Origin of the sequence: Pelomonas cellulosilytica (genome assembly GCF_021353265.1) — a bacterium.
Lineage (GTDB): Bacteria > Pseudomonadota > Gammaproteobacteria > Burkholderiales > Burkholderiaceae_C > Pelomonas > Pelomonas cellulosilytica.
This window is the reverse complement of record NZ_JAJTWU010000005.1, coordinates 329,910-342,406: the sequence shown is the minus strand read 5'-3', so window position 1 is coordinate 342,406 and position 12,497 is coordinate 329,910. Positions and strand designations below refer to the sequence as shown.

The 12,497-nt window shown below is 68.8% G+C and carries 14 protein-coding genes; 5 read left to right on the top strand and 9 right to left on the bottom strand.

Going from position 1 to position 12,497, the window contains the following annotated elements; genetic code table 11:
- Together LXT13_RS14845 and LXT13_RS14840 are read right to left on the bottom strand one after the other, a co-directional pair.
- A complete protein-coding gene (locus LXT13_RS14845; RefSeq protein WP_233372731.1) occupies positions 1-2,619 on the bottom strand; it encodes a glycoside hydrolase family 3 C-terminal domain-containing protein in 2,619 nt (872 codons plus the stop codon).
- A 198-nt stretch (positions 2,620-2,817) separates the two neighbouring features.
- The gene (locus LXT13_RS14840) at positions 2,818-4,233 is read right to left on the bottom strand and encodes an FAD-binding oxidoreductase (RefSeq protein ID WP_233372730.1); all 1,416 of its coding nucleotides are present in this window, start codon (positions 4,231-4,233) and stop codon (positions 2,818-2,820) included.
- Positions 4,234-4,321: 88 nt separating this feature from the next.
- On the opposite strand from LXT13_RS14840, the gene LXT13_RS14835 reads away from it, so the two are divergent.
- The gene (locus tag LXT13_RS14835) at positions 4,322-4,552 is read left to right on the top strand and encodes a hypothetical protein (protein ID WP_233372729.1); all 231 of its coding nucleotides are present in this window, start codon (positions 4,322-4,324) and stop codon (positions 4,550-4,552) included.
- A 36-nt stretch (positions 4,553-4,588) separates the two neighbouring features.
- On the top strand, positions 4,589-5,170 hold the full coding sequence (locus LXT13_RS14830) for a cob(I)yrinic acid a,c-diamide adenosyltransferase (protein WP_233372728.1): 582 nt from the start codon (positions 4,589-4,591) through the stop codon (positions 5,168-5,170).
- A 9-nt stretch (positions 5,171-5,179) separates the two neighbouring features.
- On the opposite strand, the gene LXT13_RS14825 is transcribed toward LXT13_RS14830, so the two are convergent.
- The 4 genes from LXT13_RS14825 to LXT13_RS14810 all read right to left on the bottom strand — a co-directional run bounded on the left by LXT13_RS14825 (position 5,180) and on the right by LXT13_RS14810 (position 7,278).
- Complete coding sequence (locus LXT13_RS14825; protein WP_233372727.1) at positions 5,180-5,479, bottom strand: hypothetical protein; 300 nt, start codon at positions 5,477-5,479, stop codon at positions 5,180-5,182.
- Positions 5,476-5,853, bottom strand: coding sequence for a phage holin family protein (locus LXT13_RS14820; RefSeq protein ID WP_233372726.1), 378 nt, complete (start codon positions 5,851-5,853; stop codon positions 5,476-5,478). The genes LXT13_RS14825 and LXT13_RS14820 overlap by 4 nt, the downstream gene beginning before the upstream one ends.
- Positions 5,854-5,922: 69 nt before the next feature.
- Entirely contained in the window at positions 5,923-6,234 is a 312-nt protein-coding gene (locus tag LXT13_RS14815; RefSeq protein WP_233372725.1) for an ElaB/YgaM/YqjD family protein, read from the bottom strand.
- 54 nt (positions 6,235-6,288) lie between these two features.
- Positions 6,289-7,278, bottom strand: coding sequence for a helix-turn-helix transcriptional regulator (locus LXT13_RS14810; protein ID WP_233372724.1), 990 nt, complete (start codon positions 7,276-7,278; stop codon positions 6,289-6,291).
- A 100-nt stretch (positions 7,279-7,378) separates the two neighbouring features.
- Here LXT13_RS14810 and LXT13_RS14805 point away from each other — a divergent pair, with 100 nt between their 5' ends.
- A complete protein-coding gene (locus LXT13_RS14805; RefSeq protein WP_233372723.1) occupies positions 7,379-8,422 on the top strand; it encodes a hypothetical protein in 1,044 nt (347 codons plus the stop codon).
- A gap of 75 nt (positions 8,423-8,497) precedes the next feature.
- Here the strand turns inward: LXT13_RS14805 and LXT13_RS14800 are convergent, their stop codons facing one another.
- From LXT13_RS14800 to LXT13_RS14790, 3 genes are all read right to left on the bottom strand, one after another.
- The gene (locus LXT13_RS14800) at positions 8,498-9,016 is read right to left on the bottom strand and encodes a GNAT family N-acetyltransferase (protein WP_233372722.1); all 519 of its coding nucleotides are present in this window, start codon (positions 9,014-9,016) and stop codon (positions 8,498-8,500) included.
- Between the two features lie 93 nt (positions 9,017-9,109).
- Positions 9,110-9,766: a 3'-5' exonuclease gene (locus LXT13_RS14795; RefSeq protein ID WP_233372721.1), complete on the bottom strand. Its 657-nt coding sequence runs from the start codon at positions 9,764-9,766 to the stop codon at positions 9,110-9,112.
- Positions 9,767-9,768: 2 nt separating this feature from the next.
- Positions 9,769-10,086 carry a nucleotide pyrophosphohydrolase gene (locus tag LXT13_RS14790; RefSeq protein WP_233372720.1) on the bottom strand — a complete coding sequence of 106 codons (318 nt, stop codon included), beginning with the start codon at positions 10,084-10,086 and terminating at the stop codon, positions 9,769-9,771.
- Between the two features lie 361 nt (positions 10,087-10,447).
- Between LXT13_RS14790 and LXT13_RS14785 the strand changes: the two genes are divergently transcribed.
- Both LXT13_RS14785 and LXT13_RS14780 read left to right on the top strand, forming a co-directional pair.
- A complete protein-coding gene (locus LXT13_RS14785; RefSeq protein ID WP_233372719.1) occupies positions 10,448-11,629 on the top strand; it encodes an SGNH/GDSL hydrolase family protein in 1,182 nt (393 codons plus the stop codon).
- 28 nt (positions 11,630-11,657) lie between these two features.
- The gene (locus tag LXT13_RS14780; RefSeq protein WP_233372718.1) at positions 11,658-12,326 is read left to right on the top strand and encodes an OmpW/AlkL family protein; all 669 of its coding nucleotides are present in this window, start codon (positions 11,658-11,660) and stop codon (positions 12,324-12,326) included.
- The last annotated feature ends 171 nt before the right edge of the window (positions 12,327-12,497 follow it).

The window sequence follows — 12,497 nt, the reverse complement described above, 5'->3', positions numbered from 1 at the left end:
TCAGCGCGGCAGCAGGACGGAACGGGCGAAGGAGAACGTCGCGCTTTCGAACGGCACGCCCGTGTCGGGCTGTCCGCCACCGACGCTGACGCGGTAGCTGCCGGGCATGACCTGGCGCACGCCGTCACGGTCGACGAAGCTCAGGTCACGCGCCGGCAGCCGGTACGTCACCTCGCGGCGCTCGCCGGCCTTCAGGTGTAGGCGCTGGAAGCCACGCAGCGCCAGCCGCGGGCCGCCTTCGAAGCGCGGCGGCGCGAGGTAGAGCTGAGCCACCTCGTCGCCATCGCGGGCGCTGGTGTTGGTGATGGCCGTGCGCACGACGAGGGCCACGTCCTTGCCGTCGTCCTGCACCTCGACCTGCGGCGCCTCGTACCGGAAAGTGGAATAGCTCAAGCCGTGGCCGAACGGGTAGACCACCGGCTTGTCGAAGAAGCGGTAGGTGCGGCCCGCCATGCGGTAGTCGTCGAACGGCGGCAGGTCGTCGGCGCTACGGTAGAACGTGACCGGCAGCCGTCCGGCCGGGTTGGCCGCGCCCGCCAGCACCTGCGCGATAGCCGTGCCGCCGCCCTCGCCCGGATACCAGGCCTGCAGGATGGCCGCGGCGTTGGCCTTGGCCCAGGACAGGTCGACGGCGCTACCGCTGAGGTTCACGACGACGAGCGGCTTGCCCAGCGTGGCCGCGGCCTGCAGGTAGGCGCGCTGGTCGGCCGGCAGGTCGAGCCTGGTGCGGTCGCCGCCGCTGAAGCCGTCGATCTTGACCGGCATCTCCTCGCCTTCCAGGTCCGACGTCAGACCCACGACGGCGACGACGACATCAGCCTGGGCCGCGGCAGCGCGCAGGTCCGGCAGCGGCTGGCGCGACACGCGCTTCCAGAGCATGCCGGGCGGCGCACCGGCACCAGACTCCGTCTCGAACTGCACGGCGTAGCGCTCGCCCTGCTTCAGGTCCACCTGCGTCAGCGCGACCGGCTCGGCCCAGCGCGTGGGCTTCCGCGCCAGCACCACGTCGCGGCCCGCCACGCGCAGCTGGCCCTTCAGACCGGCCAAGCCCAGCCGGTAGCTGCCGGTCTCGGGTGCGACGAAAAAGCCCGTCCACACGGTGCGCGTCACGTCGTCGGGGTTGGCCACCTCGGCGCCCGAGCCGATCGCCGTTACTGTGCGGCTGCTGGCCGCCTTGGCCTCGAAGCGCCGCTTTCCGATTTCCTTGGGCGAGCCGGCCTGCAGCTTGAAGGCGCTGGCCAGCAGACCGGCGCTGCCGTCGGGCGCGACGAAGGCGCTGAACGGCACAGGGTCGCCGTCGGTGATGGACGGGCCGAACGGCACGAGCTGCACCTGCTGCGGCGAGAACTGCCGGGCCAGCGCCTCGTAGACCGTCGCCGTGGGCCCCGTCTGGCCTGACGAGTAGTTGCCGCGCATCACGCGCCGCGCATCGGCCAGGGGGCCGACGACGGCGACACGCGCCGAGGTCTTCAGCGGCAGGCTGCCGTCGTTCTTCAGCAGCACGAGGCTCTCGACGGCCGCCCGTAGCGCCAGCACGCGGTGCTCGGCCGAGTTGATCGCCTCGCCCGGCGGGAAGCTGCGCTCGGCCACACCCGGCAGGTCGCCCACGCGCAGCCGTGCCGCGAACAACCGGGCCAGCGCCGTGTCGATGTCGGCTTGACGGATGAAGCCGCGCTGCAGCGCCTGCTTGTAGCGCTCGCCGAGGCCCGTCGCATGGCCCAGCGTGCCGGTGTGGCACTCGTTGTCCATGCCGGCCTTCAGCGCCGCGGCAGCGCCGGTGGCGGCATCGACGGCGAACTTGTGGTGGGCGCTGATGTCGACCACTGCATCGCAGTCCGACACGACATAGCCCTTGAAGCCCCAGTCCTGCCGCAGCGTCTTGACCAGCAGGCTCTGGCTGGCGCACGCCGGCTCGCCGTTGATGCGGTTGTAGGCGCACATGATGGAGCCGGCCTGGGCGTCCACCATCGCGGCGCGGAAGGCCGGCAGGTAGGTGTCCTCCAGGTCCTGCGCGGAGACCCACACGTCCACGCTGTGGCGGGTGGATTCCGGCCCGCTGTGCACGGCGAAGTGCTTGGGGCTGGCGATGACCTGCGGCCTTGACGCGTCCGCGCCTTGCATGCCGCGCACGAAGGCCTTGGCCAGCGTGCCGGTTAGGAAGGGGTCTTCACCGTAGGTCTCCTGGCCGCGGCCCCAGCGCGGGTCGCGGAAGATGTTGATGTTGGGCGACCACGTGTTCAGCGCGCCGCCTATGCGGTTCGGGTTGGGCTTGCCGCGGCCCAGCGCGTAGACGGCGCTGACTTCCGTACTGATGCTGGCGGCCACGTCGCGCATCAGGCCGTCGTTGAACGTGGCGGCCAGGCCGACCGGCTGCGGGAAGTTCGTCGTCGCGCCGGGGCCGAACGCGCCATGCAGCGATTCGGTCCACCAGTTGTAGGCGGGGATGTTCAGCCGCGGGATGGCCGGCGCGCCGTTGAGCAGCTGCTCGACCTTCTCGTCGAGCGTCAGCTTGTCGACGATCTGGCGGGCCTGGGTGTCTGCATCGGTCTGCGGCGCTGCAGCGGCCACGCCGCCGAACACCAGGCCCAGGGCCAGCCAGGCGGTGGAGGGGATCTTCACGCGTGTCTCCGTTGTCGTTGTTGCGCCGCATTGTGTGGTAGCGCAATCAACGCGGCACGCGCTTTTCCCGGATTGACGGGCGGCTCGGTTGTGAATAGCGCCCGTCGCCGCTCTATGGTGAGGTCAGCAAAACGGCCGGTATGAAATCTTCGGTGTGACCGATACCAGATTGGCAATCACCACTGGCGACCAACGCATTCAGGCCGCGGGCGGCAGGATCTTGCCGGGGTTCAGGAGACCCAGCGGGTCCAGCGCGGCCTTCACGGCCCGCATGGCAGCCAGGGCCTCAGCGCCCATCTCTTCGAGCAGGAAACCCTGCTTGTGCAGGCCGACGCCATGCTCGCCCGTGCAGGTGCCCTCCAGAGCGATGGCGCGCGCCACCATCTGCGCGCTGAGCCGCTCGGCGGTGTCGCGCTCCTCCGGGCGGTCGGGGTCCAGCAGGTAGGTCAGGTGGAAGTTGCCGTCGCCCACGTGGCCGACGACGAAGTAGGGCAATCCGGCCGCATCGGCCTCGGCGATGCTGGCGTTCAAATGCTCTGCCAGACGCGAAATCGGCACACAGGTGTCCGTCGCAATGGCGCGGCAGCCGGGCCGTGTCTGCACTGCCGAGAAGTAGGCATGGTGGCGGGCGGCCCACAGCCGTGTTCGGGCCTCGGGCGTCGTGGCCCACTCGAAGGCATCGCCGTCATGGTCGGCTGCCAGCGCCTGCACGGTGGCCGCCTGTTCTTCGACGCTGGCCGGGCTGCCGTGGAACTCCATCAGCAGCATCGGCGCTTCCTTCAGGCCCAGCCTGTCGTGCGCATTGACGGCACGGATGGCATGGACGTCCAGCAACTCGCAGCGGGCGATGGGCACGCCGACCTGGATGACCGTCATCGCCGTGCGCACTGCCGCGTCGATGCTCGGGAAAAAGCACACGGCCGCCGACACCGCCTCGGGCAGCGGATGCACCTTCACCGTCAGCTCGGTAATGACACCCAGCGTGCCCTCGCTGCCCACCAGCAGCCGCGTCAGATCGTAGCCGGCGCTGCTCTTCTTCGCGCGCGAGCCAGTGCGCATCACCTCGCCGGCCGCAGTGACGACGCGCAGCCCCAGCACGTTCTCGCGCATCGTGCCGTAGCGCACGGCGTTAGTGCCACTGGCGCGCGTAGCGGCCATGCCGCCGAGGCTGGCGTCGGCGCCTGGGTCGATGGGGAAGAACAGGCCTTCGTGCTTCAAGGCCTCGTTGAGCTGCTTGCGGGTCACGCCCGGCTGCACCGTCACCGTCAGGTCCTCGGTGTCGATGCGAACGATGGCGTTCATGCGCGACACGTCGAGGCTGATGCCGCCCTGCACCGCGAGCAGATGCCCTTCCAACGACGAGCCCGCGCCATAGGGAATGACCGCCACGCGGTACGCCACGCACAGCGCCACGACCTGCGCCACTTCGGCCTCGCTCTCGGCAAACACAACGGCCTGCGGCGGCGGCACATCGAACACCGATTCATCTCGGCCATGCTGCTGGCGCACGGCCAGCGCCGTGGAGCAGCGCGTGCCGAACGCCGCCTGCAGCGCGTCCAGCAATGCGGCCGGCAGCGGCGCTGCGACGGTGTCGAAAGTGGCGGGCGCGTTCATCGCGGGTCTCCTGATCCAGATCAGGTCATTGTGTTGCAGCCGTTGCCGCGCGGTGCCAGCATGCAGGAGTCCGCAACGGGAGGACCCCATGACCCTGACCTGGCTGTTGTTGATCCTGGCCGTCGCGCTGGCTGCGCTCGGCGCGTTACGTTTCGACGTGCTGGTGGCCCGTTGGCGCGAGCTGATGGGCCAGCCCCCCGCCGGCCAGGCACCGCCTGTGACGCCTGCCGCACAGCCCACACCGCAGGGCACAGGGGCACATGCCCATGCCGCGCCGGTGCACAAGCCCGACTTCCACCGCAGCGGCCGTCGCCACTGAGCACAATCGCGGTCCCGCCACCTTGCAGACCGCCAAATGGGCAATCGCCTCACCCAGATCGCCACTCGCACCGGCGACGACGGCACCACCGGCCTCTCCGATGGCAGCCGCGTGCCCAAGGACCACCTGCGCGTGCAGGCCATGGGCGATGTCGACGAGCTGAACTCCCAGCTCGGCGTGCTGCTGGCCGAGCCGCTCCCGGCCGACATGCGCGAATTGCTCGTGACAATCCAGCACGAGCTGTTCAACCTGGGCGGCGAACTCTCCTGGCCCGGAGGTTCACTGCTGAAGGATGCCGCCGTGCTGCGGCTGGACGAGGCGCTGGCACACTACAACGAGCATCTGCCGCGCCTGAAGGAATTCATCCTGCCGGCTGGCACGCGCAGCGCGGCGATCGCGCATGTGTGTCGCACCATCGCCCGCCGCGCCGAACGCACCGTCATCACGCTGGCCGCCAGCGAGGCCATCAACGCCGCGCCGCGCCAGTACCTCAACCGCCTGTCCGACCTGTTGTTCGTGCTGGCCCGCGTGCTGAACCGTGCCAACCTCGACGGCCTGGGCGGCGACGACGTTTACTGGCAGAGCGAGCGCATGAAGCGGTTGGACGCCGAAGGCTAAGCCGGTCGGTCAGCGCCGACGCCAGACCCGCCACGCCAGCCAGCCCCAACGCAGCAGGCCCCACAACCGATGGCGCCGCTGCCGGTCGGCCGTCGCGAAAAAGGCCGCACCACCACCCACCAGCGCCTGCAAGGCCGGATGTTTCAGCCAGCCGCGCAGGACCTGCACACGCCGTGCGACGCCGTCGGCGCGCTCGCCGAGATCGTCCAGGTCCCGCTCCATCTGACCGCGCAGCAGCGTCGAAGCCAGCAGCAGGTTCTCCTTGCGCTCGGTGCGCAGCGCCGGGTCCTGGGGGATGCGCGGGATCATGGCTGGCGGTGCAGCGCGTCCGCGTCGTCCCGCAGCTCGGCGATGCTGGCCTGGAACAGCGTGGACGGCTGGGCTACCAGTGACTTCAGCTGCCGCAGGGCCAGCGCCGCCGCCACGACCAGCACGACACACGCGCCGCCCAGTGCCAGCAGCGGATGGCTATCCCACAGCGCCACGATGGCCAGCACCAGTGCCATCAGCACCGCGAAGCCCGCGAGCAGCGCGGCCAACACTGCCCACAGCAGCAGCTGGGCAATTCGCTCCTTCTCTTCCTGCGCCTCGATGGCCAGCAGTTCGAGCCGGATGCGCCCCAGCGTCAGCAGCGACGCGCCCAACCGCCGCAGCGGGCCGGAGACAGGTTCCTGCGTGCTCACGACCGCGGCAGCCGCGCTGCTTCAGAGACGCAGGCCGGGCGCTGAGCCGCCCCCAAGCCGGCCCGCATGTCAGCGGCGGCCGATCAGCACGCCCAGCGCCAGCCCGATGGCCGCCGCCACGCCGATGGCCTGCCAGGGCTTGGCATGCACGTAGTCGTCCGTCGCGGCGGCCGCAGCCTTGGCGCGCTCCACCGTCTCTTGCTGCACGTCGACGATCTTGTCGCGTGCCTCGTCCAGCCGCTCGCGGATGCGGGCGCGCAGCGCCTTCGCCTCGCCCTGGGCTTCCTGGCCGGTGGCCGTCATCAGCTTGTCGATGTCGTCCATGACGGCGCGAAAATCCGCGGCCAGCTTGTCCTTGGCCTGGGTGGTTGCAGTGCTCATCGCAGCTCCTTCGGAGGTGGAAAACGCCGTGAGCCTAACGCCATCTCAGGCGGGTCATGATGACTTGTCGCAAACGTCCGGCAACGCCGCCACCGCCTGCCTCAGCCGCGCCGCGAACGCATCGCGCAGCTCGGCCGGCGCGACGACCTCCACCTGCCCGGCGTGGCGCAGCAGGTCCATCAGCAGCTCGGTATCGTCCACATAAGGCAGCTGCAACCGCCAGCGACCGTCGGGCAGGAACTCGCTGCGCTGTGCCGGATGCCATTCCTCGCGCGAAACCCAGGCCGCAGCCTCCGGGCGGAACACCAGCTCGGCTTCGCGTGGTGTGCCACCGGCGAAGATGCCGTAGCCGCGGTCCAGCTCGGCCTCCAGCGCGTCCAGCGGCAGCGCCTGGGCCGCTGCGTCCAGCATCGTCGCGGCCTCAATGCCGTCCAGCGCGAAGCGGCGCAGGCCGCGGCTCTGGTGGCAGAAGGCGTCCAGGTACCAGGCATGGCGGTGGTGCACCAGCCGCTGCGGCGACACCTCGCGCTCGCTGACGTCGCCCGCCTTTTTACGGTAGCGCAGCGCCAGCCGGCGCCGCTTGACGACGGCACTGCCGACGGTCTCGAAGCTCTCGCCGACGATGCGACGCCGCGCCGTGCCGATGAGCTTGACGCGCCGGCGCAGCTCTTGCGCCTCGCCCTGGTCCACGCCCAGCATGCCGGTGATCTTGTCGAACATCGGCTGCAGGTGCCGGCCCACGACACCCTGTTCGTCCAGCCCGGCCAGCATCTGCTGCATCGTCAGCAGCGCATGCAGCTCGGCCTCGTTGAACCACACACCCGGCAGCTCGTGCTTGCCGCCGCGCCACTGCTGGCCGAAGCGGTAGCCGTTGGTCGAGGCGTCGTATTCGATCGGCGCGTCCAGCCGCTCGCGCAGGTAGGCAAGGTCACGCTTCAGCGTGGCTGGCGAAACCTCCAGCGCCTCCAGCAACGCCGCAAAGCTGACACATCCCTGCGCGCGGATCAGCATCTCGATCTTGTAGAAGCGCTCGGTGCGGTCCATGTCGGCGGCGTCCTGAAAATATTCACAGTGGTTTGGCGGTGGATCATCTCATGAGCTACCTGGCTCGCAGACTGTGGCCATCCCTCAACCGGAGCCTGCGATGCAAGCCGCCCTGAACGCTCAGACCGCCGTCCACCCCAGCCTCGTCCAGTTCGCGCTCGACATGGATGACGCGCCCGCCGCCGTCAGCGCGCATGAACGCGTCGGCCTGGCACTAGGTCGCGACTACGCGCTGCACGGCATCACGCCGCCTATCGCCCACCTGTACCCGCAGTCGCCGCTGCAGCGCGGCTGGATGGCTGCCCGCGGCAAGGCGGTGCGCCAACCGGCCAGCCCGCAGGTGACGCTGTGGCTGTCACTGCGCACGCATGCCTGGGCCCGCGGCCGGAACTACGAGGACATCCAGCTCACGCCGCATTACCTGGCTCAGCTGGACGCCGCGCACTGCCCCATCACCCGCGAAGCCCTGGCCGACGACAAGCGCAGCATCGACCGCGTGCGTGACGATGCCGGCTACGCGGCGGGCAACCTGGCCATCATGAGCGCTCGCGCCAATCGGGCCAAGGGCGACCGCGGCCACCGTGCGCTATCGGAGATGGCCGCCAGCTGTGCCGCCGGGCCCATCACCCGCATCGGCGGGCTCGCCGAAGCTGAGTGGCGGCGCCTGGCGGTACTGGCCAGCTTCGTCACGCCACTGAGCCATGAAGACGCCGCGCAGATCCCGCTGTGCGTCCTGCCACCCAACCGGCTGCGGCTGTTCAACCCCATCCAGGCGCTGCAGGCGCTGGTCACGCGCCAGCTCGCGACGCCGGGCTGGAGCGCCCGCCTGTCACGGCTGGAAGCGCTGCTGCCGACCGACGCGCTGCGCGCCGACTTCAACCGCTTTCTGCTGGCTCTGGCGCCGCGCGTGCTGGCCGCCGCGGAGCTGCAGGCGCCGCACGAGATCCGCTGGGCACTGGAAGACGCCTGGGCCCAACCGCTGGTGCAAAAGCGCTGGCTGCGCTTCGCGCTGCAGTTGACGGCCGACCAGGCCGAGGCTCTCGTAGAGCGTGCCGCGGCGAAGAAGCTGAGCCCGGTCCACATCCAGCGCCATGACGACGCGACGGACGGCTGGGCACTGTCGACCCACGGCTACCAGAGCTGAAACGGTGGCCCGAGCACCGGGCCACGGCCGTTCAGGATCGCCCGCATGCAGCGGCGCGAGCCTGGACGAAGCGCCTCACACCAGCGAGCGGTGCAGGCGGATTTCCTCGACGCGGGCGCCGCCCACTTCGCTCGTGCGGGCGCTGCCCAGCTCGCGCTTGAAGCCGGCCAGCTCGAAGAAACGCAACGCGCGTTCATTGCGCAGGTAGCACCACAGCGTGGCCTTGGTGCAGCCTTCTTCCTGCAGACCATCGCGCGTCGCGTCCCACAGGGCCAGGCCCACGCCCTTGTCCCAGTGCACGGGGTCGGCAAACATCGCCCAGATCTCGCCGGTCGTGGCCGGTGTGCCTTTGTCGCGCGAGCGATCGAAGCCGGCGAAGCCCATGATCTTGTTGTCCAGATGCGCGACGATGACCTGCGGCTCGCACAGGTCGATGGCTTCACGCCAAAAGGCCTGTCGCTTCTGCACCGACATTGCATCCAGCGCCGCCGCGGGCAACAGGGTCTTGTAGGCGTCTTGGCTGGCGGCGACGTGGATCTCGGCGATGGCCTTGGCATCGCGCAGAGTGGCGGGGCGAACCTGGATCACGGACATGGAACTCTTTGGACGATGACGCGGAGACGAAAGGGCGGGATTGTCATGGTCCATGTCGCTGTGCTGGCCTCTTGACAGGTTTTTTTTATCGGCTCAAGCGGCAGCGGGTAGCGCCGTCCGGCGCCGCTTTACCTGCTCCACGAGGCCGCGCCGCAGCCAGCGCACCGGCGTGCGCTGCAGCTCCGCCAGCAAAGCATGGTCCACGGCCAGCTCGCCCAGGTCCATCGCGAAACGCCGTGCCACTTCCTCGTGGATCTTCAGCCACAGCGCCGCCGTGACGCGCGCATCCGCCATCGCCCGGTGGGCCGGCCCATCGAAGCGGATGCCATGGAAGCGCGTCATTGCGCCCAGCGAATGGCTGCCGGCCTCTGGCCACAGCCGTCTCGACAACAGCACCGTGCACGCGAACTGATGCGCCGGGTCGGCAGCAAGCCCGGCCCGCTGCATCTCCGCCTGCCAGAAGCCCCGGTCGAAGGCCGCGTTGTGCGCCACCAGCGGGCAGCCCGCCGTGAATCGCGCCAGCTGCTGCATGACGGCGGCGGAATCCGGCGCGTTCGCCAGCATCTCGTTGCTGATGCCCGTCAGTGCCTGGATGTGCGGCGGCACCCAGGCGCCGCTATTCATCAGGCTGGACCAGGCGTCCACCACATCACCGCCGCGCACCAACACGGCCGCGATCTCCGTCGCCCGGCCGCCGCTCGTCGGTCCGAGTCCCGTGGTCTCGAAGTCCACGATGGCTAGCGTCTCCATCCTCAAGACCTCTTCAGTGGTGGATGTTTGATGGCGTTCATCGCGAGCTTGCGTTCGACGGCGGCGTCCAGGTCGACGCCGCCATGATCGGCGATCTGCACGAGGTAGAGCAGCACGTCGGACAGCTCCTCACCGAGGTGGCGGCGCTGGTCGTCGCTGAGGGCTACGGACTGCTCGGGCGTGAGCCACTGGAAGATTTCCAGCAGCTCGGCTGCTTCGACTGTCATCGCCATCGCGAGGTTCTTGGGCGTCTGGTAGGGCTGCCAGTCGCGCTCGTCGGCGAAGCGGCGCAGGCGTTGTTGGAGGGCGGGGATATCCATCGAAAAAGTGTCCTATGTATTCCATACGGTATTGAAGATTTCAAAGTAGTCGTGGTGGTAGAGGGCGGCCCGCGCTGTGGACAAGCCGAAAAATTCGTTGCAGACCAAGCGCTTGCGTCACGCACAAGCCTGTGCGCCACACCCGGGATGGTTCGCGTCGCGATTGGGAACAACTTTGCCGAAGGGCCTCGGGCTGTGGATATCTGTCGGGTTGTCCCAGCGTCATCCACAGACTTGCGCGCGGCTTTCGGCCTATGCAAGAGGCGCCAAAAAACCTCCGGCACCGCCGTGGGCTGACGCTAGAGTTGCCGTCCCTGGAATTTGCAGGCGTTTCCCTCGAGGGGTCGCCAAGGAGACAACGATGAAACCCTTCCTCAACCGGATGGCGGCGGCAACGGCGGCATTGCTGGCCGGCCTGCTCGTGGCGGGCTGCGGCGGTGGCGGCGCGACAGCCGACACGACCCCCCAGGTGAAGTTCACATCCGTCAAGGTCTTCGGCGACAGCCTCCAGGACAGCGGCACCATCGGCTACAAGTTCACCATCCAGAGTGCCGACAGCCTGCTCTACGTTGAGCGCATCGCGGCCAACTACGGCCTGACGCTGTGCAACTTCTTCAAGTACACCGGCGTGGCCACGGCGCCCTTCGCGCCCAACACCGCGCAGACCGGCTGCAGCAACTACGCCATCGCCGGCAGCCTCATCAACTACATGGGCGCCGGCGCCAACAGCGGCCTCGTGCCGCTGACCATCGGCACGCAGATGGCTACTTATGCCGCCACGGGCAGCTACACGTCGAGTGACCTGGTCATCATCGACGGCGGCGGCAACGACGCGGCCGACCTCATCGGCGCCTACCTGCGCGCCCGCACCGACAACGCCGCGGCTTACTCCGCGATGCTCGGCACGCTGCTGACGCCGACGCAGATCAGCGCCGCACTCGGCGGTGGCGCGACGACGACGGCGCAAATCGGCGGCGCGTACATGACGGCGCTGGCCGACAAGTTCTACAACGCCATCAAGGCCAGCGTGCTCGACAAGGGCGCCACGCACGTCGTCGTGATGAACATCCCCGACATCACCTTCACGCCACGCTTCCAGAAGGTGCTCGACAACATCGCGCTGGCCAGCGGCGGTGGCACTGCCGGCGCCACGGCACGCGCGCAGTCGCAAGCGCTGTTCCAGGGCTGGATCACGGCCTACAACACGCAGCTGGCCAGCAAACTCGCGGGCAACGATGGCGTCGCCGTCATCGACTTCTACAAGGGCTTCCAGGACCAGGTCGCCACGCCCGCGCAGTTCGGTCTGAGCAACGTGTCCGTGGCCGCCTGCCCCGTCACCGGAACCGGCGCCGACGGCCTGCCCACCTACACCTTCCCGACCTGCACGGCGACCGCGCTGTCTGCCGCGCCACCAGTCGGCGTCAGCGGCGCCGACTGGTGGAAGAGCTACGGCTTTGCCGATGGCTTCCACCCGTCGCCCTACGGCCACCAGCTCACGCAGCAGCTGATCGCCAAGTCGTTGGCCACCAAGGGCTGGCTCTGACCCACGGCCCCACCTCCGGAGACACCCTATGAAAACCAAGATCCTCCTCGGTGCCGCGGCCACGCTGCTCGCCACGTCCGGCGCCTTCGCACAGGCGGCTGGCAGCGTCGTCGTCTATGCCGGCGCGGCCCAGATCAGCCCGCAGGTCGACAGCGGCGACCTCACCGCGCCCAGCCTGGCCGGCACCAAGATCGACGTGAAGAAGGCCACCTCCTTCGTCGGTGGTGTGACCTACTACTGGACCGACCACATCAGCATCGACCTGCCCATCGCCGCGCCGTTCAAGCACGACATCGTCGGCGCCGGCGCCATCCAGGGCGTGGGCAAGCTCGGCACGGTCAAGTCGCTGCCAATCACGCTGCTGGCGCAGTACCGCTTCGGCGACGCGAGCAGCAGCTTGCGGCCCTTCGTCGGAGCTGGCCCGACCTACGGCTACTTCTACCACCCCAAGGCCACGACGGCGCTCTCCGGCATCACCGGTGGCACGGTCAACAACCCCACCACGCTGTCCATGAAGAGCCGCCTGGGCCTGACCGCGGAACTGGGTGCGGCCTACAACGTCAACAAGGACTGGTCCGCGAGCCTGTCGGTCACGAAGACCTTCATCAAGACAACCGGCTCGTTGTCTACAGGCCAGACCATCGAGACGACGCTGGACCCCGTGTCGATCAAGTTCGGCGTGGGCTACCGGTTCTGACCGCGCGTCGGCGCGACCCGGTCAATACGAGGGAGCCTGCGGGCTCCCTTTTAATTGGGCCGCTGTTGAGCCCGGCAGAGAGTCGCATGGCCCGTGAAGTGGTGCACGTTGAGCGGTTGTTGAGAGTGAAATACTGGTCATATTCCGCCAGTTTCGTCGGTGTTCTATTGG

Coding starts and splice junctions, on each gene's coding strand:
- LXT13_RS14840 (WP_233372730.1), bottom strand. CDS start 4,233: ATGAACGCGCCCGCCACTTTCGACACCGTCGCAGCGCCGCTGCCGGCC.
- LXT13_RS14815 (WP_233372725.1), bottom strand. CDS start 6,234: ATGAGCACTGCAACCACCCAGGCCAAGGACAAGCTGGCCGCGGATTTT.
- LXT13_RS14780 (WP_233372718.1), top strand. CDS start 11,658: ATGAAAACCAAGATCCTCCTCGGTGCCGCGGCCACGCTGCTCGCCACG.
- LXT13_RS14785 (WP_233372719.1), top strand. CDS start 10,448: ATGAAACCCTTCCTCAACCGGATGGCGGCGGCAACGGCGGCATTGCTG.
- LXT13_RS14805 (WP_233372723.1), top strand. CDS start 7,379: ATGCAAGCCGCCCTGAACGCTCAGACCGCCGTCCACCCCAGCCTCGTC.
- LXT13_RS14810 (WP_233372724.1), bottom strand. CDS start 7,278: ATGGACCGCACCGAGCGCTTCTACAAGATCGAGATGCTGATCCGCGCG.
- LXT13_RS14835 (WP_233372729.1), top strand. CDS start 4,322: ATGACCCTGACCTGGCTGTTGTTGATCCTGGCCGTCGCGCTGGCTGCG.
- LXT13_RS14795 (WP_233372721.1), bottom strand. CDS start 9,766: ATGGAGACGCTAGCCATCGTGGACTTCGAGACCACGGGACTCGGACCG.
- LXT13_RS14825 (WP_233372727.1), bottom strand. CDS start 5,479: ATGATCCCGCGCATCCCCCAGGACCCGGCGCTGCGCACCGAGCGCAAG.
- LXT13_RS14790 (WP_233372720.1), bottom strand. CDS start 10,086: ATGGATATCCCCGCCCTCCAACAACGCCTGCGCCGCTTCGCCGACGAG.
- LXT13_RS14830 (WP_233372728.1), top strand. CDS start 4,589: ATGGGCAATCGCCTCACCCAGATCGCCACTCGCACCGGCGACGACGGC.
- LXT13_RS14800 (WP_233372722.1), bottom strand. CDS start 9,016: ATGTCCGTGATCCAGGTTCGCCCCGCCACTCTGCGCGATGCCAAGGCC.